Raw genomic sequence first — 22,839 nt, forward strand, 5'->3', positions numbered from 1 at the left:
AAAAGGATGCTGTATAGCATCCTTTTTTATTTATTCGGTTTGCACTAATGCCTCCATCGCCTGTTCTGCCCAATGCAGGCTATGTCGATAGGCCACATCAAAAAATTCTTTGCCAAAAGGAGAAGTTTCAACCTCTTCCCAATCCGCTTTTTCGAAAGCAATCACAACTTTCAGCAATCCACCTAAATCGCCTTCAAAATCAGATATTGCATGCTTAATGCTGTCATCTAGGGGAATCTGACGCAAAATTTCATCCATTTCCACATCTAATAAGAGGTCTAACTGAGAGATCATTCCCACCATAAAAGCACTGTCTTGCTGCAATGATTCAGATGATTCTGCTAGTAACTCACACATACGACCACGGACCAATAGGTTTCTAGCAAGCTCTTCAGGCTTATCAGGGTTACTGGCTAATGTAATCAGAGTCGCCCACTTCCGTATTTGGTCATGCCCCAATATCACCACCGCCTGCTGCATCGAGTCAATTGAACGGTTCTGCTGGTAAGCAGCGGAATTAACCACCTTTAGAATCTTAAAACTAAGCTTAGGGTCCATAATAATCAGCTCTTCAATTTCTGAAGGCGTAATATCTGGACGCTGCAACTGTTGCAAAAGCTGCATTAAAGCCGCGCTATTACCCGGAACATCTTTCCCTAGTACCTTAACTGGACGACTAATAAAACCACCTTGAAACAGCTTAAATCCGACCTTTTTACAGAACTGTAGGGTTTCAAAGTCATCTACATTTTGCGCTAATGCGGTCTTTTTCGCTTTATTCAGCGTGGCTACTAGCTTTTTAATTTTAGCCCGATGCATCAAACTAAAATCGATTTTGATGATATTGACCAATTTAATTAAGGGGATGAGATGAGGTTGCATTGAGAACCCATCCAAAGCAATTCGGTACCCTTGTTTAGACAGCATTCTAAGGTGAGAGACAACCTCTTCAGTCACCGTTATATCTGGATGGACTTCAATAACTATCTCTTTTCTTGGCAATGCTAGAGAGCTACCCTCCTGTAACATCGAACTAGGAAAAGGCAGAAAGACCGGTACTTTATTGATATGCCCGTCTTGAAACAGACTAGTAAAGGTGTGCATAACTAGCATCGACCCTTCCGTTTCAGGGTCAAATAGCGAGTCTTCAATGTATTCAGAATATTGATAGCGCAGCTGGTAAGAAATGATCTTGAGATTCCGATCAAAGATGGGCTGCCGAACCATCAATACTTCAGAGCCTTGCCCTTCCATAGAACTCAAAAGCCCCTGAGGTAGTTATGGATTTAATAAAGCTTATCCCGCTACTGAAGTTATTGCCAGCCAAAAGCAAAAGAGGAGCTCTCTGCTCCTCTTTTATTTACTCTACCGAACTTTTTGATAACCTATAGTCTATCGAGACGCATTGCTCGCTCTTCGTTGACTGACTATCTGCCACAGAAACTCAACCGCAGCGATAACCAGTATCGTATAGCCCATAAGCTCAGTTCCTTCTTCTACAATATTCTTCACGACCCTTACATAGCCATCACCCATCACCGCTTCCCAGAAGGAACCGCGGCCAAACAGACGTGAAAATACCAATACAACCAAGATACCGCTCAGATAGATACCAGCACTGGACAGTTTCGAGAATTCAATTAAGGAAGGTTTAACCGGGTGATGTTGCCTAATCAAATATAAAGTCGATGTCGCAATTAAGATACAAACCAGCGTCTGCCATGCGCCATCAAACATATTCTCATCTAAAAAGGCATCAAACTCACGAATCAGCATCATGCCACTCAGCGTTGCAACAACCACGGCAGCTGGACGCAACGTGTCACTGTAATAAGCACCGATTAAAAACAACATACAGGTAACGAAAGCAAACGTATCATGCATCAACTCTGTCGCTGAACCTTCATCGTACTTACTCTCGGCCAATAAGGCGTAACCTTCCATTGCAAAGATATTTGCTACACCTGCCATAAAAAGCAGATAAACAAGGGAACGCATCATTAGGGCGGCGAATGATTGCATCTGTATACATCCAAGTAAGTTGATAGAAACAGGTAAAACATCTAGCTAGCGTAATTCTGGCTCGGCGTTTATCGATAACCGTTCAGATAAAGATCCATAACTAAGCGATTAGGGTAAGCGCGAACCGAGGATTCTAATAAAAAATGATCAGAAAAGCATTTATAAGAAAGCTTTGTTACATCTAGCTAGTGTAAAACACGCTTTTAAGGACAATTGGGCAATAAAAAAGGAGCCAGAAGCTCCTTTTTTAATAAAGAGGTGAATTAGCTCTTAGGTCTTGGTGCATAAGCAAATACATCAGAGTGCATATTCGCTTCGTCAAACCCACGTGGTTCGCACGCATCTAGCAACGCATAAACCATACCCGGAGAGCCACTTGCGAAGATTTCTACATTGTCAAAATCGGCAAAATCTTCTAGAACAGCATCCGGTAGAAGACCTGTACGACCTGTCCAACCAGGGCTATTTTCAGGTTCGCTCACAATAGGCTCAAAGTGAACATTTGGATGTTCTGCAGCCCATTGCATTGGCAACTTTTCCAAATACATGTCTTCTTCTACACAAGCGCCCCAATAGATATATATTGGGTTACCAAATTGATTAGCCAATAGGTGTTCTACCACGCTCTTCACTTGCGCAAAGCCGGTGCTTGCCGCAGCCAAAATTAAACGTGTATTTGGCTTTAGTTTATGAGCTTGTAGGTAGCAATCACCTTTAGGCAGCTCAATCTCTACCGTTTTTTCGCTTTTTAAATGCCCGATAATCGCATTAGACATTTCACTCTCAGGCATATGACGGATATGTAACTCGATATCACGACCTGTATCTGGCGCAGAACCAATAGAAAATGAAGCCTGTTTACCGTCTGGCAAAAAGATATCTAAATACTGACCAGCATAAAATTCGGCAGAAAGAGAAGCCGTTGCAGGCATTTGCAGGCGGATGCGGTACACATCATGGTTTAGCTTTTCAAATGCCTTAATATCACAAAGGAGCTTTTTCACAGATAACTCTCCAGGGCTTTTTAACCCTTCAATCCTGACCCTTACATCACTTAAGGGTTTACATGTACATGCTAGTACACTTGGTGCACTACGAGTAGTTTGAACGCTATCAACAGAGAGATACAGTTCCGGATAGCGTTGTTTAATTTCGCCTTCAAGCAGCTTTACTTCGCAAATTTCACATACACCATTGCGACAGCTGACGCGCATTTTATACCCTGCTCGATGCAGACTTTCCAGCAGGGTTTCATCTGACTCGGAAGGAATTTCATCCCCGTTATTTTCGATCAGAATATGCTTAGGCATAGATCACTTTAAAATACCCAATTCGTCCCAGATATCGTCTACTTTACTCTGAACTTCGGGATCCATAACAATAGGCTCCCCCCATTCACGGGTTGTTTCACCTTCCCATTTATTGGTCGCGTCCATGCCCATTTTAGAGCCGAGCCCTGACACTGGCGATGCAAAGTCAAGATAATCGATCGGCGTATTATCGATCATCACGGTATCCCGCTGAGGATCCATACGCGTAGTGATCGCCCAGATCACATCATTCCAATCGCGGGCATTCACATCATCATCACAAACGATTACGAATTTGGTGTACATAAACTGTCTTAAGAACGACCAGACACCCAACATCACACGCTTTGCATGGCCCGGATACTGCTTCTTAATCGTCACTACCGCCATACGGTAGGAACAGCCTTCAGGCGGCAGATAAAAATCGACGATCTCAGGGAACTGCTTCTGCAGAATAGGTACGAACACTTCGTTTAGCGCCACACCCAAGATCGCTGGCTCATCAGGTGGACGTCCAGTATAGGTGCTGTGATAGATCGGATTACTGCGATGGGTAATTCGCTCGACCGTAAATACAGGGAAGCTATCAACCTCGTTGTAGTAACCTGTATGGTCGCCAAATGGGCCTTCATCCGCCATTTCGGCCGGATCAATATAACCCTCTAAGATGAACTCAGCGCTAGCAGGTACATGAAGATCATTGCCAATACATTGAGTAATTTCAGTCTTACCACCCCGCAGCAAGCCCGCAAACGCATACTCAGATAAGGTATCAGGAACTGGAGTCACTGCGCCTAGAATCGTTGCTGGATCAGCACCTAAAGCAACGGCAACCGGAAATTTTTCACCCGGGTGCTCCTGTTTCCACTCGCGAAAATCAAGTGCACCACCACGGTGTGCTAACCAACGCATAATCAGTTTATTTTTACCGATTAATTGCTGACGGTAGATCCCTAAATTCTGTCGCTCTTTATTAGGGCCGCGTGTAATCACCAAAGGCCAAGTAACCAACGGTGCTGCATCCCCCGGCCAGCAAGTTTGAATAGGAAGGGTATTTAGATCAACATCATCCCCTTCAATCACATGTTTCTGGCACGGCGCAGACTTAACCAGCTTGGGGCCCATATTGAGCACTTGCTTAAAGATAGGCAGCTTTTCCCAAGCATCCTTCATACCCTTAGGTGGTTCAGGCTCTTTTAATTGAGATAAGAGTTTACCTACATCTCTCAGCGCTTCTACAGACTCCTCTCCCATACCCATCGCTACACGTTCAGGCGTACCAAACAAGTTAGCTAACACTGGATAAGAGGAACCTTTAGGATTTTCAAACAGCAGAGCTGGACCGCCTGCTTTGAGAGTACGATCACTAATCTCGGTCATCTCCAGATTAGGATCAATCTCTTGTTTAATGCGCTTTAACTCGCCACGCTCTTCAAGCATGTGGATAAAGTCACGCAGATCTTTATATTTGGGTGTCGCCATAATCAGACCTAGTAGATATAAAAAAGGGCAAGCAGATGCTCACCCTTTAATACGCAAACCGGTTTACTTCCGTTTCATCGAAAGGAAGAATTCGTCGTTTGTTTTAAAGTCTTTCAGTTTGTCGATTACAAACTCTGTCGCTGCAGTATCTTCCATTGGATCTAGAAGCTTACGTAGGATCCACATACGCTGTAGCTCTTCTTCGGATGTAAGAAGATCTTCACGACGCGTACCAGAACGACGGATGTTGATTGCTGGGAATACACGTTTCTCAGCAACTTTACGATCCAAGTGAACTTCAGAGTTACCTGTACCTTTGAATTCCTCAAAGATAACTTCGTCCATCTTAGAACCCGTATCAACCAATGCTGTTGCGATGATTGTTAAGCTACCACCCTCTTCAATGTTACGAGCAGCACCAAAGAAGCGCTTAGGGCGCTCTAGAGCATGCGCATCAACACCACCGGTTAGTACTTTACCGGAAGATGGGATAACCGTGTTGTAGGCACGAGCCAAACGCGTAATGGAATCCAGAAGGATAACAACGTCTTTTTTATGCTCAGTTAGACGCTTAGCTTTCTCGATAACCATCTCTGCCACTTGAACGTGACGTGATGGTGGCTCATCGAAGGTAGATGCAACCACTTCACCGCGAACGGTACGCTGCATCTCTGTTACTTCCTCAGGACGCTCATCGATTAGCAATACAATCAGGTGAGTTTCTGGGTTGTTACGGGTGATGCTGTTAGCGATGTTCTGCAGCATCAAGGTCTTACCGGCTTTAGGCGGTGATACAACCAAAGCACGCTGACCTTTACCCATTGGACAAACCAGATCGATAACACGTGCAGTCAGATCTTCTGTACTGCCGTTACCAATTTCCATCCGCAAACGATCCTGCGCAAATAGAGGCGTCAGGTTTTCGAAAAGAATCTTATTCTTCGCGTTATCAGGCTTATCGTAGTTAATTTCATTAACTTTCAATAATGCAAAATAACGCTCACCATCTTTAGGTGGACGAATCTTACCCGCAATCGTGTCACCTGTACGCAGGTTGAAACGACGAATCTGACTTGGAGATACGTAGATATCATCCGGGCCAGCTAGGTATGAGGAGTCAGCGGAACGCAGGAAACCAAAACCATCCTGCAGAATTTCTAAGACGCCATTACCGTAAATGTCTTCACCGCCTTTCGCGTGACGCTTAAGGATAGCGAAAATAACATCCTGTTTACGGGAACGAGCCAGATTATCCATTCCCATGCCTTTGGCAATTTCAAGTAACTCGGGAACGCTTTTTGTTTTTAGTTCGGTAAGATTCATAGTTTGAAGAAAATGAGCACGAAGCTAATTTTTAATATTTGGATGGAATTTAAGAAGAAAGTCGAACGTTGGTCAAAACGCTCTCGCTTAAAATACAAAAGAAGGAAATAGATTTCAGCGGGAGGACCAAACAAGCAACACTATAGAAGGAAGGTAAGGGTCTGTCTATAGTGCGAAGGTAAGAAAGTGCAATGTTTTGAGCTACATTACACTTTCTAGGTATCAATCTATTAAAGATTAGCTTCGATAAACGCAGAAAGCTGCGATTTCGATAGTGCGCCAACCTTAGTAGCTTCTACATTTCCGCCTTTAAAAAGCATCAATGTAGGGATACCGCGAATACCAAATTTTGGTGGAGTTTCGCTGTTTTCATCGATATTCAGCTTACAAATCTTCAGCTGGTCACCGTATTCTTTAGCGATCTCTTCCAGAACTGGGGCGATCATTTTACAAGGACCACACCACTCAGCCCAGTAATCAACTAATACTGCACCTTCAGCTTTGAGAACATCTTCCTCAAAGGAAGCATCTGTAACATTTACAATGTTTTCACTCATGGGAACTTTTCTCCGCTGCGCCCATTATTTTTCAATAAGACTGCCGATAATAGCATCCTCGCCGCCTATTGTGTAACGCCTACAAGGGTAATTCCCTAGTATAGCGGTCAATTATTTAGCTATAAGCTTAAACCTCAAACGCCATAAAACCCCATTTCATGGGGCTGTCAGGCCATATTTCCAGTAGACTACCCTTATAAATTAAAAGCCTTAAAACAAAAGATGAAAAGCACCTGCAGTACCGCAGTACTTTTGGTAATCTAGCTCAGCCTTACATATCGGGTCATAGGACGATAACGCATGACAGAGCCTTCAACTGTTTCAGATAAACAAGATGATCAACGCTTAGCAGCCATTGATTTAGGATCTAACAGTTTCCACATGGTTGTCGCGCAGCTTGATCAGGGCGAGATACGCCCGATTGACCTAATGTCCGATAAAGTTCAGTTGGCCGCTGGCATCAATGAAAAGCGCTACCTGACAGATGAAGCAAAACAACGTGGGCTTGAATGCCTCAGCCGTTTTGCCCAGCGCGTAAAAGACCTCCCTAGAGATTCCGTAAGAGTCGTTGGCACCAACGCTCTCCGTGAAGCCAAGAATAGTCGAGAGTTTATTGAGGAAGCTGAAGCTATCCTAGAAACTCCGCTTGAAATCATCGCAGGTCGTGAGGAAGCGCGCCTAATCTATTTAGGGGTGTCTCATACGCTCGCAGATGATCAAGGCTCCCGTTTAGTCATTGATATTGGTGGCGGTAGTACCGAGTTTATTATTGGCGAGCGTTTTGAGCCCCGAACAATGGAAAGCCTCCATATGGGCTGCGTTAGCTATACCAAACGCTATTTTAAAGATGGCATTATCTCTGCCTCCAACTTTAAACGCGCTCGCACAGCCGCTCGCCAAGAACTGCAATCGATCGTCCGAGAATATCGCAATCTAGGCTGGAACAGTGCAGTAGGTGCATCAGGCACAATCAAAGCCGTTCGTAATATTTGTCAGGATTATGGCTACAGCCAAGAGTCCATTACCTGGGAAGGGCTGCAGCAACTTAGAGATCTTCTGCTGACCTTCAAACACAGTAACGATATCGACATTAACGGCATTAAAGCTGAACGTAAAACCGTCCTCACTGCAGGCGTAGCCATTTTATGCGGGATATTCGAAGCCCTAAATCTTGAGAAACTAAGCTTCTCCGAAGGCGCACTACGTGAAGGTGTTCTCTATGATATGGCAGGTCGCTTAAAGCATGAAGATGTGCGTGATCGCAGCATTACCGCACTTATGCAGCGCTACCATGTTGACCAAGAACAAGCCGAACGCGTCGAACAAACCGCACTGCTTGCTTGGGCGCAATTGAAGGAAAGCTGGCACCTTTCGTCGAAACACTACGATATGCTTTGTTGGGCAGCACGTACCCATGAGATTGGTTTAACAATCGCGCACAGTCAGTTCCATAAACATAGTGCTTATCTGCTTAGTCACTCTGATCTACCCGGCTTTACAACCCGCGAACAACAACAACTAGCGACTCTCGTACGCGGCCATCGCCGAAAATTTCCTAAAGATGAGTTCAAGGTACTACCGAAACGCCTGCAAGAGCCTTATCGTCGACTTTGCGTGCTTCTAAGGCTCGCAGTAGTACTTCATCGCAGTCGCTCTTCAGATCGCCTACCGGCTATTACTTTTAGCTTTGATGGCAAAACACTGCATATGAACTTCCCAGAGGAGTGGCTATCTCATCATCCATTGACTGAAGCTGGGCTTGAGCAAGAAGCAAGCTATCTAGAAAACGCCGACATGAAGCTTAAATTCAGCTAACACAGCATTAATGTTTATTGACTGGTTGCGAAGTTAGGCGCTTAACCATCTGATAGATCGCCTTCATCTGTGGCGCACTTCTTTTGTAGTAATGATACGGCGGCAAGCTATTACTACTATATCCCCAAAAATCCCAACAACCACGAGGGTTCATGGGCATTATTGAAGATGGTTTCACTTGCGGGTAAAGAATAATTAACCGATTAGCATCCGCTGTTTCGTTATACCCTGTTCCCGTTACAAACCTATCATCTAAGAATTCAGCCCCCTGACGACAGCCATGCAGCGCAACATGTACTCGACAAGATTCTGTCCAACAATCCTCAGGGATATAAACATAACCTATGTCATCTAAACTACTGTAATCACCAGAATCAAATGGTGTTTGATCAAATTTAATCAGCCCACCTGATAGCTCTTTAACATCTACCTCTAATTCGCCATAGATATGCTCTAACAAGCGCCGCGCTTGAGAGAAACCACAATTATTAATCCATGGTTTCTCTGTCAAGCCGCATTGACTGTTTTCAAGATCATCGGTAATAAATCCGTGTCCTGCAGCAACTCTGTTGTCATAGCGAATAGCACTTTCATCAAGTTCTAAGTACTCATAGAAAGACACGGCCTGATCGACCACGACCTGCTTCACCGTTTTATCTTTAAGACCTGAGAAGATATAAACTTTGTCGTCAGAAAGATTCTCCAACCTAGCTATACTGCCGCGCTCCGCTTCAGTCTTAGCTAATTCAGATAAATAGCGGCTATTGGGGTATTGAGATTCAGGACAACCAAACCAACTGTATTTACAGGGGTCCATACAGGTTGTGGTGGCGCTCACTAGCTTAGGCGTCAGATCATTTCCGGGAATACTCGCCACACAATTCCACGGCCCTCCGGCAATGATCCCAGCACCCACTAGATTCTCTGAATAAGCAATATGATACTGGGCAGCCATAAAGCCGCCTGATGATAAGCCTGAAATGGAGGTTTGATCAGACAAGGCATTTAAAGCCGGCAAAACCTGCTTATTTCCACCTTCGGCAAAGGCAAGGCTTGATAGAAAAACACAAAAAACAAAACTAATTAATTTCTTCATAGGCGCTTCCTGCCTCATTCGATCATAATAAAATGAATTCATCCCATTTTTCTTTCGATGATAATCTGAAGAAGCTGACGCACTTTCCCATCATTCTTATTAGCTATACCTGATAAGAGATCTTTTACACCTTTATCTAGGCTAGACATGAATAGCTCCACATCCTTTGTATAACTATTGTTTTCGCCTAGTTTAGAATTCATGCTTTTATGGGAATAATTTCGACTCAAAACATAAGCACGAATTCCTTCTTCATTAGCCCTAGCTATATAACTCTCAGCCTGCATACATGCATCAACCCTTCGAGAAGAGCACGCCGCCAATATAGGCTGGGCATCTGATTGCAATTGATGGAAAGGCGATGCTTGATACCAGAATGATTCCTCTGACCCGAACGCTTTGTCGTAGAACCTATAATGTTCCCTCTGCATAATTTCTGGCAAATTTAAGGCTGCACTATCTAATATAACCGTGCCTAGCCAAGGCACTCCCCCCAAAGTTTGGATATTAGAGACGGTAGATGACACCAAAGCCATAAGGTGAGCACCTGCTGAATGCCCCATCAGTATAAATTTTGAAGAATCTGCTCCCCAATACTGAGCCTTATCTTGGGCAACAGCTATAGCCTTCTTAAGATCTTGGGCCTGCTCCAACGGGCTAACAGAAGGCACCAAGCGATAGTTAACTGAGATAAATACAAAACCCTGTGGCAGCCAACGCAGCACTTTATTGTGAACGACGCTGACTGATGTTTTGTCTCCTGAACTCCAAGCCCCTCCATGCACCATAAAAATAACAGGCGCATTCGAAAAATCATCATGGGTATACACATCAAAAGATTGAGAAGGATCTTCTCCATATTCCACATCTGAATAAAGAGAATACCCCTGATATGTGATTTTCTTAGCTTCCGCCCAAGCATTGTTAAGAGCAAAACAAAAGGATATAAGCGTTATACAGACATGCATAACCACTTTGTTTAAATTTTTCATCATCACTCCCTGATTTATTATCACCTTTAAGCTCAGTAGGTTAGTTGTTTCCTACTGACTCGAGATTCTAAGCAAAAAAAAACCTCGTATAAATACGAGGTTTTTTTCAAATGCCAGCTAGCCGCTTATAGTTTAGGGCCCGCTGCAATGATATCTTCAGATACGCCGTCGAACTTCTTAAAGTTCTCTACGAACTGACCGATCAAGTCGTTAGCAGTTGCATCATAACCAGACTTATCAGCCCAAGTATTACGTGGGTTAAGCAGTGTAGAGTCTACACCTTCAACCGAAACTGGTACTTCTAGGTTTAGACCTTCTAGCTTCTCAGTCTCAGCACCGTTTAGGGAACCATTCTGGATTGCAGAGATGATGCCACGGGTAGTTGGGATGCTGAAACGCTCGCCAGTACCGTAAGAACCGCCAGTCCAACCAGTGTTTACTAGGTAAACCTTAGAACCGAACTCTTCAATACGCTTCATTAGAAGCTCAGCGTAAACGTGCGCTGGACGAGGGAAGAAAGGAGCACCGAAACAAGTAGAGAAAGTAGACTTGATGCCACCGCCTGAACCCATTTCCGTAGAACCTACAAGTGCAGTGTAACCAGACAGGAAGTGGTACGCAGCCGCTTCTTTAGTCAGGATAGATACTGGTGGCAATACGCCGGTCAGGTCACATGTTAGGAATACAATAGAATCTGGCTCTTCACCCATGTTAGATACAGTACGTTTTTCAACGTGCTGTAGCGGGTATGCGCAACGACCGTTCTCAGTTAGAGAGGTGTCATCGTAATCAGCTGTACGTGCATCGTTTAGAGCAACGTTCTCTACGATCGCACCAAAGCGGATAGCGTCCCAGATAATTGGTTCGTTCTTCTGGCTTAGGTTGATAGTTTTAGCGTAGCAACCACCTTCCAGGTTAAATACAACGCCTTTGCCCCAACCGTGCTCATCATCACCGATTAGGTAACGAGAAGGGTCAGCAGACAGAGTTGTTTTACCTGTGCCAGATAGACCGAAGAATAGCGTTGTGCTGTTGTCATCACCAACGTTTGCAGAACAATGCATTGGCAATACGTCTTTCTCTGGTAACAGGAAGTTCTGTACAGAGAACATCGCTTTCTTCATTTCACCAGCGTAGCGCATGCCTGCTAGCAAAACTTTACGCTTAGCGAAGTTGATGATTACGCAACCATCGCTGTTAGTGCCGTCACGCTCTGGATTACATTCGAAACCAGCAACGTTTAGGATCTGCCACTCTTCTTTCGACTTCGGATTGTATTCCGCAGGACGAATGAAAAGGTTCTGACCAAACAGGTTCTGCCATGCAGTCTGAGTAGTCATGTTTACAGCAAGATAATGGTTTGGATCAGAACCAACGTGTACGTTTGACACGAAGTGTTCTTTATCTGCGATGAACTCTTCTACGCGAGTCCATAACGCATCAAATTTGTCTGAATCGAATGGGCGGTTGATATTACCCCAATCGATAGAATCAGCAGTACTTGGCTCTTCAACGATGAAACGATCCATCGGAGAACGACCGGTACGTTTACCTGTTGTCACTACCAATGCGCCAGTGTCAGCAAGTGTTCCTTCACCGTTGGCAATGGCTTTCTCAACCAGCTTAGCTGGGCTTAAGTTGTGGTGTGCAATGTTAACAGAATCTTTGGTCATTACTGGGTTCCCTTGGCATAGGCGCCAATAACGTTACCTAATAAGGCGTAAGGCTATGGTGTATCGTAATTATAAGGAGGCGTATTATGCACAAAAATCGCACGCTGTGCCATTATTGAAATCAATTCGCATTTGACCTGCCGCAAAAACAGGCTTATTTGATTGATTTTACAGCAAATTCACCACCAGAATACCTAATATAAGTTCGCTTAATGTACTTGTGAGCCGCCTGAAGCGCCGTTTTCAGCAAACAATGCTTCAATATCTGCAGCATCAAAGTCGTACTGCGCATTACAGAACTGGCAGTTAACAGCCACTTTGCCCTGTTCTTCCAATACGTCTAAAAGTTCTGCTTTTTCGACAAGCTTCAAAGACGCTTCGCTGCGTTGACGAGAACAGGTACATTTGAATCGAACTTCATCCGGTTCGTATAGACGACATTGTTCTTCGTGGAAAAGTCGGTACAACAATGTTTCGTTATCCAACTCTAATAACTCTTCACTTTTAAGCGTGGACGCTAAGTGACTGACTCGATCCCAGTCTTCTTCGCCGGTACCTTGCGCTGGCAATACCTGCAGCATCATACCTGCTGCTTTTTCACCATCAGAAGCTAGCTGAATCTGGGTTGGCAGTTGCTCAGAGCTTAGGAAGTAGTTTTCTAAACATTTGCCTAGATTTTTTCCATCTAGCGGCACAATACCTTGGTAAGGCTGCCCTTGCTCCGGCTCGATGGTCAGGACAACCTGACCTTGCGGTAATAGATCCACAAAGTTAGCTTGTTCATCTAGTTCGCCTTCGTAACGAGCAATCGCACGTAGATCGCGGTCATGGTTACATTCCGCCATTAACACACGAACATTCCCTCGACCTTGAGCTTGAAGAATTAAACGACCTTTAAATTTTAGGTTCGAGCTAAGCAAGCTTACTGCTGCTAACATTTCACCCAACACCTGCTGAATAACAGCAGGATAGTCATGGTTTTCAAAACAGTCGGCACAGGTTTGCTGTACACCGGAAACAACGCCGCGAATATCCAATTCATCGAAAAGGATACGCTGAATCTGATCAGGATTACTCATGAGAGGATTCTATCGAGTTATAAGTGGAAAATAAGAGGGTCCAGACAGGTACCCAAGTCAATACAGGTATTTTATCATATCTGTCTAACAATTCGGGACAGTATTTGCAGTATGAACGATATCACCGTTTTCAGGCAGACATGGAATTTTAAAGCCCTTTTCCTTGGGCATTTATTTGCGTTTGCTTGGTTTGGCTTTTTCGTAACAGAAACAGGCTTCGCCTTCTGGCGCAGCATCGACCAGAACCTATTCTTTATTCTGAATGGCACGCTGTCTGAAGATAATGGCTGGACCCGTTTTTGGGCATGGGCGAATGTCCGCATTATGGATTTGGTCCCTCTAACGATCATGCTGGTGAGTTTGACCTTCCCGGGCTTTGGTATAAAACGCGACCGCCTGCAGCAAGCAATCATTGGGTTCATCCTACTACTTGTCTTGATGTTCTTTGTCAGAGAAGGCGTGGCTGATTTCACCAAAGCTGCTGAGTTAAGTGGTAAGAGCCCTACCTTATTGCTAGAACCAGCTTATCGTTTTAGCCAGATTGTTCCTGATATCCCTGCCAAAGACAGTGCAACTTCGACCTTCCCAGGAGATCACGCCACAGTCGTTCTAACTTGGGCAGGCTTTATGATACTTAATGCACGCAGCTGGCTTTCGTTGTCCGCGCTATTTTTAGCCGTGCTATTTATGCTTCCGCGTGTTGTGGGTGGAGCCCATTGGGCAAGTGACAATTTAGTGGGCGGGGCTTTCTCAGCGATGATTACCCTGAGTTGGGCTTTCTGTACACCAATTATGCACATTGCGACCAGTAAAGTTCACAAATTACTACAACCCTTAATACGGTTACTAGCGAAGATCCCTCTACTCAATCAGCTTCCGATTCTCAAACCTTAAACCGGTTTATCAACCGCATTGTTCAGCATACACCTGAACAATGCGGTCAGAGCTTAACCTTTATCAAAAATACCGCGTTCACCATCTTTAAATGATCGAATTTGGCGACGCTCTTTCTTATTAGGTCGATTGCGAGGGTTTAAACTACTACCCATCGCCTTACGCTGAGCCGCATGCTCTTCACGCTTTTTAATGCTGGCTTCGGTCTCTTTATAGAGTTTTTGTGCTTCAGGCGCACCGCGACGTTTATCTGAGAGTTCAACCACTACGATCTCTTTCTCATCGAAACCCTGACGAATTTCTAACACAGCACCGATCTCAACGTGTCGGCTACATTTGGTACGCTGACCGTTATAGTGCACCTTGCCACCATCGATCATCTGTTTTGCCACAGCGCGGGTTTTATAAAAACGAGCGGCCCAAAGCCATTTATCAAGACGAACTTTTACTTCTGTATCTGTCATTTCTTGGGGGTAATCTCATCAAAGTGTTCTATAGCACTATAGTCATGTATTTCTCTTTTAGGTTGCTGGCTGTCAGGTTGGTAGATCGACAATAAATACTTAATACCATATTCCCGAGCACTCTTAAGTACAGCAAAGCTATCATCCACCAGCAAGGTACGGGACTTATCAAAAGGTTCTACTTGCTGCAGTCGGTCCCAAAAAGTGAGATCTTCTTTGGGCAATCCAAAGTCATGAGAGCAAATCACCTCATCCACAAGATCATTGATCGCAGTCTTCTCGATTTTAAGAGACAAGCTTCCCCAATGAGCATTCGTCACAATAACCGTGCGAACCCCCTGCCCTTTGAGGGTAGCTAGAAAGTCCTTCACATGAGGTCGAAAAGCGATCTTGTCGGCAATCTCATATTTCAGCTCGGTAATGGGCACATTCAGTTCACGCGTCCAATAATCCAAACAATACCAATTAAGGGTTCCTTGCTGCTCTATGATACGCTCATGCAACCAACTGCGAGCTTCACCTTGATCCATTTTGTGGATCTGCGCATATCGCAGGGGTAGATGTTCTAGCCAAAAATAGGTATCAAAGTGTAGATCAAGAAGGGTGCCGTCCATATCCAGCAAGACGGTATCTATATTCTGCCAATCAAACATTTTTCAGGCCAAGTAAAGAGGAAACCTCAGTATGCCGGTTAAACCCGAAATTTTGAAGGTTACAACTGCCGCACAAACACGCTTATTTAAAGTCGAGCAGGTTGAACTTCGCTTTTCTAATGGTGCCGAACGCACTTATGAGCGCTTAGCCAATCGAGGTAACGGTGCAGTAATGATCATTCCTGTGACCGAAGACAATGAAGTACTGCTGATCAAAGAGTACGCTGCAGGTATTGAGGATTACACGCTGACGCTACCTAAAGGCCTGATTGATCCCGGTGAAGACGCTCATATCGCTGCAGATCGAGAGCTTAAAGAGGAAGCAGGATTTGGTAGCAACCAGTTAGATACGCTAAAAGTAATGACATCAGCACCCAACTATATGGGGCATAGCATTACAGCGGTCGTTGCCAGAGATCTCTATCCTTGTCGTTTACAAGGCGATGAACCAGAGGAGATGGAAGTTGTCAGTTGGCCGCTAGCCGAAATAGAACAACTGGTAGCCAGCGATGACTTTACCGAAGGTAGAGCAATTGCAGCGCTCTATATGGCCAGAGATTTCCTCAATCGTAATTAGAACCATCATTCATACAGCCAACACCCAATAACAAAAAGGCCGTAAGATAATGAACCAACACGACTTAGCTTCAGCATTACTCTGTATTTGTCAGCAAGCCAGCGCTGAGATCTTAAAAGTTTATCAGCGCGATGATTTTTCGATTGCGGCTAAAGAAGACCACTCACCAGTTACGGCAGCTGATCTCGCTGCACATCAGGTGATTCGGGCAGGTCTCAGCGATCTAACTCCCGAGATTCCGCAACTGAGCGAAGAAGACACTGAATTAACTTATCAACAGCGCAAAGTTTGGCAGCAATTTTGGTGTATCGATCCGTTGGACGGAACCAAAGAGTTTATTAACCGCAACGATGAATTCACCATCAATATTGCTCTGATCGAAAACAACCGCCCGATCTTCGGCATTATATATGTCCCCGTTAGCGGTGTCGCCTATTGGGGAGGCAACGAGATTGGCGCATGGAAACAGGAAGATGGGCAAGCTCCAGCGCAAATCAGAAGCAGGCCTCTGGGCAAAGACCTAATCGTCGCATCCAGCCGTAGGCATGGCCAAGAAGCCAACGAAAACCTGATGTTGCCGATAGCCAAACAGTTTTCACAGATTAGCCATCGAGGGATGGGGAGCTCTCTAAAGATGTGTCTAATCGCTGAAGGTATAGCCGATTTTTACCCACGCCTTTATCCCACCAGTGAATGGGATACGGCAGCAGCCCAAGCTATTCTAGAAGCAGCCGGTGGGCGCTTAGTCAACGCCGAAACGCTCGAGGGCCTCACCTATAACTTACGCGAGTCTTTAGAGAATCCGTATTTCTTTGCCTGCGGTGATCCGCAATTCCCGTTAGAAGTGTTAAGAAACCATCTAGCGAGTAGCTCTCAAAACGGATAGAGGTCAAAAGTAGCTGGGATAGAGTTTAACTATCCCAGCTAGTTGAGTAGATAGGACTTATTTTTCAGCCGCACAAGACTGATTAGCGCGCGCCAGAACTTCTTCCACTTTAAATTTAAAGTCAGGGTTGCTCAGTTGGTTAGCACGGATCAGTTTTACTTCATTATCGCTAAAGTGCTTATGTACATATTTAGAGAAGCAGTCACAACGCTCCTCTGTAGCACCCGCTAACTTCATGCAGTCTTCTTTAAACGGCACAAACGTATCAGACGCTAAAAACTGAGTTTTAACGACCAGAATTGCCAGAGATACCACAGAGATCCAAATTAAAACTTTATACATCTTCTAACAGTCACTTTTTTATAGTTATAAAAATACAGGCCTGTCATTCTAGGGTTAAAACATGACAGTTTCAGCAAACTTTAGTCGCAGCCCTTTAAAAAATGAATTATGAACCAATATAACTAGGTAGTTCGTAACAAAAGAACATTAAATAAGCACACTTTTTGTACCATGAAATAATCACTCTTGGGTGCTATTATTTCCGTGCTTTGGATAATTAATAATTACCTGCCAATCGTGTGAGCATACGGATACGCAGGTAATCTCTGACAATAAGTCTTTACGACACACGAATAAGGTGACACTTATGAGCTTTGAACTTCCGCCGCTACCTTATGCAAAGGACGCTCTGGAACCACACATCTCTGCTGAAACGCTAGACTTCCACCACGGCAAACACCACAACACTTACGTTGTTAAGCTAAATGGTCTAGTTCCTGGTACCGAGTACGAAGGTAAAACTCTAGAAGAGATCATCACTTCCGCTCCTGCTGGCGGCGTATTCAACAACGCTGCTCAGATCTGGAACCACACGTTCTACTGGAACTGCCTATCTCCAAACGGTGGTGGTGAGCCAACTGGCGCGATTGCTGATGCTATCAACGCTAAATGGGGTTCTTTCGCAGCATTCCAAGAAGCTCTAAACGACAAAGCAGTTAACAACTTCGGTTCTAGCTGGACTTGGTTGGTTAAAAACGCTGACGGCTCTATCGATATCGTTAACACTAGCAACGCTGGTTGCCCTCTAACTGAAGGTCAGACTCCACTGCTAACTGTTGACCTATGGGAACACGCTTACTACATCGATTACCGTAACGTTCGTCCTGATTACCTAAAAGGTTTCTGGGCGCTAGTTAACTGGGAATTCGTAAACGCTAACTTTGCATAAGTTATCGTAACTTTTAAAAGGCTGATGCGGAAACGTATCGGCCTTTTTTGTGCGTGATAGTCTTAAACGAGCGCTACGGAAGACAGCTAAGCTCGGATTACTACAATAATGGCTCTAAATAAGGCCACATCGTATCTAACAGATAAGGCTGACCAGCCGCACTAGGATGAATTCCATCATCCTGCATACGCTTAGGAAACAGGGCAACCTGCTCCATAAAGAAAGGCACTAAAGCTACGTCTTTGTTAGACGCCACAGTCGAAAAAATTTCGCTAAAGCGCTGGGTGTAGGCTTTACCGTAGTTTGGAGGGAGCTGCATACCAAGCAACAGAACCTTCGCTCCATTATTTTGAGCCATATCGATCAAACGCCCTAAATTTCTTTGGATCGCAACCGGCGGAGTGCCGCGTAAGCCATCATTCCCGCCTAATTCGATAACCACAATCTCTGGTTCAGTTTGTTTTAGCAGCAAGTTCAATCGTGCGATGCCATTTTGCGTTGTATCGCCACTAACACTGGCATTAATCACTTCAAGCGCATAGCCTTGTTGATCTAAACGCTGCTGTAACAAATGTACCCAACCTTGTTCTAGGTCCATCTGATAGGCAGCAGATAGGCTATCTCCTAAAACAATTAGGGAACGCGCTTGAACCGGAACGGTCAGAAATACGAATAATAGAAAGGCAATCGTTTTACGCACGGAAGAACCTATGGCAATTGATACAGACACAGTCGTTAGTGCTCAGCATCTCGCAAAACAGTTTCAGACTCAAGCAGGAGCCGTTGATCTATTCAGTGATATCAATCTGGAGATTAAGCGGGGAGAGAGCGTTGCTATCGTCGGCCCTTCAGGCACAGGTAAATCGACATTGCTATCGCTGCTAGCCGGATTAGACCACCCTAGTTCTGGTCATGTTTTACTGAATAATACAGACCTCAATACGCTGAACGACCAACAACGGGCAGATTTTCGTAACCAGCATATCAGCTTCGTATTTCAATCGTTTCACCTGCTACCAGACCTAACCGCCCAACAAAATGTCATGCTGCCTCTGCAGATTCGCAATCATAAAGAAGCCGCTGAAGAAGCAGAAATTTGGCTAAGCAAAGTAGGCCTGAGTAAACGACTGAATCACAAACCTGCCGAGCTATCCGGTGGCGAACAACAAAGGGTTGCGATCGCCCGCAGTTTTGCCACAAATCCCACCCTACTGTTTGCTGATGAGCCTACCGGCAACTTAGATGAACACACCGGTGAGCAGATCATCCAGCAGCTTTTTGATCTAAACAAAGCGCAAGGCACGACGCTGATTCTGATTACCCATGACTCATTCTTAGCAGAACGCTGCAGTCGAGCATTGCGCTTGCATAATGGCGAACTGCAAGAGTTATCCGAATGAACCTTACCACTCTGTTGAAAATAGCTGGGCAACATAGCTTAAGCAATATCAAGTTAAGTGAGTGGCGATCACTACTACTAGCTCTCTTACTGGCGATTTCCATTGCTAGCCTGATGGCTGTATTAGGTGAACGGATTGAACAAACACTCGAGAGACAAGGCAGTGCGCTTTTAGGCGCTGACTTAGTTCTGAGTAACAGCCGCCCTCTTTCTGAAAAAACGCTCTCGCTGGCTGAAGAGATGGCTCTGGAGCACACTTCGGTCACGCAGATCGCCAGTATGGCGAACCAAGGTGATAACTTTGTTCTTGTCAGTGTAAGAGCGTTGAGTGCTCCCTACCCTCGCGGACAAATTTCGTTAGATCAGCCCGCACAAACAGAATTACCCAGTATGGGAGAAGCCTGGGCTGAGCAAGGCGTATTTGAACGCTTAAAACTCGAGCCCGGCGATAAACTGACGTTAGGTTCAAAAGAGTTTGTTTTAACTCGCACTGTAATTGCGTCACCCGATCGTGGGCGCGGTTTTATTAGCTTTAACCCACAAATTATTATCAACCACTCGGACCTACAAAGTACCGAACTCTTGGGCCCCGGCTCACGTGTGCATTATCGTCAGTTATTTAGTGGCGACGCCCAGCAAATCGCACAATTAGAAAGCTATCTACAAGAAAATAAACAAACCGGCGAGCAGATCACGTCACTAAAAAGCGAAGAAGGCCAACAAAATAGTGCGTTAATGAAAGCCTCTTCTTATCTGCGTTTAGGTGCGCTATTTGCTTTGCTGATTGCAGCCATGACAATTTTCCTAAGTTTACGCCGTTTCACACAGAGCCAAAGTAAACGCGCAGCTCTGCTAAAAAGCTTAGGGGTCAGTAATCGTCAGTTGTTACTAATGTATCTTGCCCAACTAGGATACGCATGGTTTCTATGTAGCCTTGTAGGTATTGCTCTAGCAGTTATATTGGAAGCCTCTGGCCTACAACTTCTAAACGAACTGTTACCTCAACCAGTACCTACAGCCGCTTACACAACCTACCTCACAGGGCCTGCATTAGGCATTGCCATTATTGTCACCCTTGGGTTGCCTAACCTTCTGTTACTACAGAAAAGCACACCGACACAGCTATTCCAAAACCAGCCTTCGCCTCTGAAGTGGGGTGGCAAGTTACCTTATTTTTGCGCGTTTATTGTCTTACTGCTATTTACTAGCAGCTACTTAAACAGCTTGTGGCTCACCCTCAGTCTTACTCTGAGTTTGCTTATCTTAGGTAGTCTTCTGGGCTGGCTCGGCGCTTTTATCGCGCAATGGAGCTCAAAGAGATTATCTAAGCATCATCCGCTAGGACAGATGTTGGTCAGCCGCATGCAGCAACAACAGCGCTGGTATCGAATCCAAATTCCGGTGATCTGCCTGCTATTTGCATTGTTGAGTATTAACTTAGTTGCACTAAATGATCTGCTTAGCCGCTGGCAAGAACAGTTACCCGAAAACACGCCGGACCACTTCCTCATCAACATTCAAGATTGGGAGAAACCGGAAGTTGAAACCTTGTTAACAGCACAGCAGATCGATAATCAGCTCTGGCCGATCTATCGTGGTCGCTTAAGCAAGGTCAATGGCCAACCATTAGCGGAGGCACTCACGCCTGAACAGTTAGAGCAGCCTTCGCTAAAACGTGAGTTGAACCTAACAGCGACGGAGCAGTTCCCAGCGCATAATGAGCTTATATCTGGACAGTGGAACAGCTCTCAAAGTGTATCTATCGAACAAAAGCTCGCATCTGAACTGGGCTTAACACTCGGCGATAGCGTCACTTTTGATATTGCGGGCCGCGAAGCCAGCGCTGAGATCACCAGTATTCGTTCTGTCAGATGGGACTCTTTCCAACCTAACTTTTACTATATCTTCAGCCCCGACATTTTGGAGCCTTACTCGCCTAGCTACCTAACCAGTTTTTATCTAGGTGATAAAAGCGCAGAGGTTAGCCGCTCTCTGCTACAACAGTTCCCGACTCTAACACTGATCGATGTTCGGCAAATTCTGTCGCAGCTACAAACATTACTCAGTAAGCTCTCCCTACTCTCAAGCTTACTGATGTTGCTGACAACAGCATCAGGTTTAGTTTTACTCTATGTAACGCTGACCCAAGAACTTGAACAACGTCGTCATGAAAACGCGCTTCTGCTTACCTTAGGCGCGAGCCAAAAACAGTGTAAGCAACTTGATCGTTTGGAAATGGGATTGATTGGCGGGATTAGTGGTGTACTGGCGGTAATTATTTCCGAAGCTAGCTTGTGGCCGATCCACCAGCAATTGTTGAATCTATCACCGGTTTTGCATCCGATACTCTGGTGTCTATTACCAATACTGAGCAGCGGTCTATTTATTCTGATTGGGCACTTTAGCCATCGTCAACAGAGCTTAAGCCAAAGCTATCAAACACTAGCTTCGCGATGATGTACTGTTAACTCAGGTGCATCCAAGTGGTGGCAGCAGTTTCTACCCCCGTTTTTAGCAGCATACAGAGCTTGATCAGCCCTTGCTATCAAGCTCTCCAACTCCAATGATGGAACCGCTTCTTTGACTGATAGCCCAATACTGACCGTCACCATCTGAGCAGTATCGGACCCCTTATGCGGAATCTTTAATGCTCGGATAGCCCTTAAAATTCGTTCTGCCACTTTCACCGCACCTGATTTATCGGTGTACGGTAAAATAACAGCGAACTCCTCCCCACCATATCGACAAGCTTGATCCAAGTCCCGATCACACTGCCTATCAAGAGTTTGTGCAACCAGAGCCAAACACTCATCACCCAACTGATGCCCATAGTGATCGTTATATTGTTTAAAATGATCAATATCGATCATTAATAACGCTACGGGACTCGACGTGCGACAAGCAGCTTGCCAATACTGATTCATAGCTAGATCAAAATGACGTCTATTAGCTATCCCAGTCAAGCTATCTGTGACATTCAGAGCTTCCAACATATCCCTCTGTTTTTTAAGTTGAATATGATTATGCACTCTCGCCTGAACGATCGCGGGGCTGAAGGGCTTAGATATATAATCCACTGCACCTAATTGAAGACCTTGAGTTTCCTCTTCAATAGTTGATTTCACAGTGATAAAAATAATCGGGATGTGACATGTGGTTTCATCGGCTTTCAAGATTGAACAGACTTCATAGCCGTTCATCTCTGGCATAACCACATCTAAGAGAATGATATCTGGTGGGTTTTCACGGGCACGTGAGATCGCTTTTACACCACTCTTAGCAACGATAACTTTATAATCATCCAGTAGGGAAACAAGTACATTACAGTTAACTGCTTCATCATCTACAACCAGTACATGCCCCTTTACGTTATCCATAAGAGACTC

General features: G+C 44.9%; 22 protein-coding genes. 7 read left to right on the plus strand and 15 right to left on the minus strand.

Going from position 1 to position 22,839, the window contains the following annotated elements:
* Positions 1 to 30 precede the first annotated feature (30 nt).
* The 6 genes from ACMXYX_RS16670 to trxA all read right to left on the minus strand — a co-directional run bounded on the left by ACMXYX_RS16670 (position 31) and on the right by trxA (position 6,694).
* Entirely contained in the window at positions 31 to 1,254 is a 1,224-nt protein-coding gene (locus ACMXYX_RS16670; RefSeq protein WP_415898268.1) for an EAL and HDOD domain-containing protein, read from the minus strand.
* A 138-nt stretch (positions 1,255 to 1,392) separates the two neighbouring features.
* Positions 1,393 to 2,022 (minus strand): hypothetical protein, encoded by a 630-nt coding sequence (locus ACMXYX_RS16675; protein WP_415906295.1) that lies wholly within the window; start codon positions 2,020 to 2,022, stop codon positions 1,393 to 1,395.
* 263 nt (positions 2,023 to 2,285) lie between these two features.
* Complete coding sequence (locus tag ACMXYX_RS16680) at positions 2,286 to 3,332, minus strand: 2Fe-2S iron-sulfur cluster-binding protein (RefSeq protein WP_415906296.1); 1,047 nt, start codon at positions 3,330 to 3,332, stop codon at positions 2,286 to 2,288.
* Between the two features lie 3 nt (positions 3,333 to 3,335).
* Positions 3,336 to 4,814, minus strand: coding sequence for a 4-hydroxy-3-polyprenylbenzoate decarboxylase (gene ubiD / locus ACMXYX_RS16685; RefSeq protein WP_415897135.1), 1,479 nt, complete (start codon positions 4,812 to 4,814; stop codon positions 3,336 to 3,338).
* 63 nt (positions 4,815 to 4,877) lie between these two features.
* Positions 4,878 to 6,137, minus strand: coding sequence for a transcription termination factor Rho (rho, locus tag ACMXYX_RS16690; RefSeq protein ID WP_007021413.1), 1,260 nt, complete (start codon positions 6,135 to 6,137; stop codon positions 4,878 to 4,880).
* 230 nt (positions 6,138 to 6,367) lie between these two features.
* Positions 6,368 to 6,694, minus strand: a complete 327-nt coding sequence (gene trxA / locus ACMXYX_RS16695) for a thioredoxin TrxA (protein ID WP_415882785.1) — start codon at positions 6,692 to 6,694, stop codon at positions 6,368 to 6,370.
* Between the two features lie 300 nt (positions 6,695 to 6,994).
* Between trxA and ppx the strand changes: the two genes are divergently transcribed.
* The gene (gene ppx, locus ACMXYX_RS16700) at positions 6,995 to 8,509 is read left to right on the plus strand and encodes an exopolyphosphatase (protein ID WP_415897136.1); all 1,515 of its coding nucleotides are present in this window, start codon (positions 6,995 to 6,997) and stop codon (positions 8,507 to 8,509) included.
* Between the two features lie 7 nt (positions 8,510 to 8,516).
* On the opposite strand, the gene ACMXYX_RS16705 is transcribed toward ppx, so the two are convergent.
* From ACMXYX_RS16705 to hslO, 4 genes are all read right to left on the minus strand, one after another.
* Positions 8,517 to 9,605, minus strand: coding sequence for a poly(3-hydroxybutyrate) depolymerase (locus ACMXYX_RS16705; RefSeq protein ID WP_415897137.1), 1,089 nt, complete (start codon positions 9,603 to 9,605; stop codon positions 8,517 to 8,519).
* A 38-nt stretch (positions 9,606 to 9,643) separates the two neighbouring features.
* Positions 9,644 to 10,597: an alpha/beta hydrolase gene (locus ACMXYX_RS16710; protein ID WP_415897138.1), complete on the minus strand. Its 954-nt coding sequence runs from the start codon at positions 10,595 to 10,597 to the stop codon at positions 9,644 to 9,646.
* A gap of 125 nt (positions 10,598 to 10,722) precedes the next feature.
* Positions 10,723 to 12,270: a phosphoenolpyruvate carboxykinase gene (locus ACMXYX_RS16715; RefSeq protein ID WP_415897139.1), complete on the minus strand. Its 1,548-nt coding sequence runs from the start codon at positions 12,268 to 12,270 to the stop codon at positions 10,723 to 10,725.
* 209 nt (positions 12,271 to 12,479) lie between these two features.
* Positions 12,480 to 13,349: an Hsp33 family molecular chaperone HslO gene (hslO, locus tag ACMXYX_RS16720; RefSeq protein WP_415897140.1), complete on the minus strand. Its 870-nt coding sequence runs from the start codon at positions 13,347 to 13,349 to the stop codon at positions 12,480 to 12,482.
* Between the two features lie 111 nt (positions 13,350 to 13,460).
* Between hslO and ACMXYX_RS16725 the strand changes: the two genes are divergently transcribed.
* On the plus strand, positions 13,461 to 14,243 hold the full coding sequence (locus tag ACMXYX_RS16725; RefSeq protein WP_415897141.1) for a phosphatase PAP2 family protein: 783 nt from the start codon (positions 13,461 to 13,463) through the stop codon (positions 14,241 to 14,243).
* Positions 14,244 to 14,296: 53 nt separating this feature from the next.
* On the opposite strand, the gene hslR is transcribed toward ACMXYX_RS16725, so the two are convergent.
* The gene (hslR, locus tag ACMXYX_RS16730) at positions 14,297 to 14,707 is read right to left on the minus strand and encodes a ribosome-associated heat shock protein Hsp15 (RefSeq protein ID WP_415886198.1); all 411 of its coding nucleotides are present in this window, start codon (positions 14,705 to 14,707) and stop codon (positions 14,297 to 14,299) included.
* Entirely contained in the window at positions 14,704 to 15,360 is a 657-nt protein-coding gene (gene yrfG, locus ACMXYX_RS16735; RefSeq protein ID WP_415897142.1) for a GMP/IMP nucleotidase, read from the minus strand. The genes hslR and yrfG overlap by 4 nt, the downstream gene beginning before the upstream one ends.
* A 31-nt stretch (positions 15,361 to 15,391) precedes the next feature.
* Between yrfG and nudE the strand changes: the two genes are divergently transcribed.
* Both nudE and cysQ read left to right on the plus strand, forming a co-directional pair.
* Complete coding sequence (gene nudE / locus ACMXYX_RS16740) at positions 15,392 to 15,937, plus strand: ADP compounds hydrolase NudE (RefSeq protein WP_415897143.1); 546 nt, start codon at positions 15,392 to 15,394, stop codon at positions 15,935 to 15,937.
* Between the two features lie 49 nt (positions 15,938 to 15,986).
* Positions 15,987 to 16,823, plus strand: a complete 837-nt coding sequence (gene cysQ, locus ACMXYX_RS16745) for a 3'(2'),5'-bisphosphate nucleotidase CysQ (RefSeq protein ID WP_415897144.1) — start codon at positions 15,987 to 15,989, stop codon at positions 16,821 to 16,823.
* Between the two features lie 57 nt (positions 16,824 to 16,880).
* On the opposite strand, the gene ACMXYX_RS16750 is transcribed toward cysQ, so the two are convergent.
* Entirely contained in the window at positions 16,881 to 17,165 is a 285-nt protein-coding gene (locus ACMXYX_RS16750; RefSeq protein WP_415886206.1) for a hypothetical protein, read from the minus strand.
* Positions 17,166 to 17,472: 307 nt separating this feature from the next.
* Here ACMXYX_RS16750 and ACMXYX_RS16755 point away from each other — a divergent pair, with 307 nt between their 5' ends.
* The gene (locus tag ACMXYX_RS16755; protein ID WP_415882797.1) at positions 17,473 to 18,054 is read left to right on the plus strand and encodes a superoxide dismutase; all 582 of its coding nucleotides are present in this window, start codon (positions 17,473 to 17,475) and stop codon (positions 18,052 to 18,054) included.
* A gap of 100 nt (positions 18,055 to 18,154) precedes the next feature.
* Here ACMXYX_RS16755 and ACMXYX_RS16760 read toward each other — a convergent pair whose 3' ends face one another.
* Positions 18,155 to 18,754 (minus strand): arylesterase, encoded by a 600-nt coding sequence (locus ACMXYX_RS16760; RefSeq protein WP_415897145.1) that lies wholly within the window; start codon positions 18,752 to 18,754, stop codon positions 18,155 to 18,157.
* A 10-nt stretch (positions 18,755 to 18,764) separates the two neighbouring features.
* Between ACMXYX_RS16760 and ACMXYX_RS16765 the strand changes: the two genes are divergently transcribed.
* Positions 18,765 to 19,454 (plus strand): ABC transporter ATP-binding protein, encoded by a 690-nt coding sequence (locus tag ACMXYX_RS16765; protein WP_415897146.1) that lies wholly within the window; start codon positions 18,765 to 18,767, stop codon positions 19,452 to 19,454.
* Complete coding sequence (locus ACMXYX_RS16770; RefSeq protein ID WP_415897147.1) at positions 19,451 to 21,910, plus strand: ABC transporter permease; 2,460 nt, start codon at positions 19,451 to 19,453, stop codon at positions 21,908 to 21,910. The genes ACMXYX_RS16765 and ACMXYX_RS16770 overlap by 4 nt, the downstream gene beginning before the upstream one ends.
* On the opposite strand, the gene ACMXYX_RS16775 is transcribed toward ACMXYX_RS16770, so the two are convergent.
* Entirely contained in the window at positions 21,889 to 22,830 is a 942-nt protein-coding gene (locus ACMXYX_RS16775; RefSeq protein ID WP_415906297.1) for a diguanylate cyclase domain-containing protein, read from the minus strand. The two genes, ACMXYX_RS16770 and ACMXYX_RS16775, sit on opposite strands and share 22 nt — an antisense overlap.
* Between the last annotated feature and the right edge of the window lie 9 nt (positions 22,831 to 22,839).

Source organism: Neptuniibacter sp. QD72_48 (genome assembly GCF_047778065.1).
Taxonomy (GTDB): Bacteria; Pseudomonadota; Gammaproteobacteria; order Pseudomonadales; family Balneatricaceae; genus Neptuniibacter.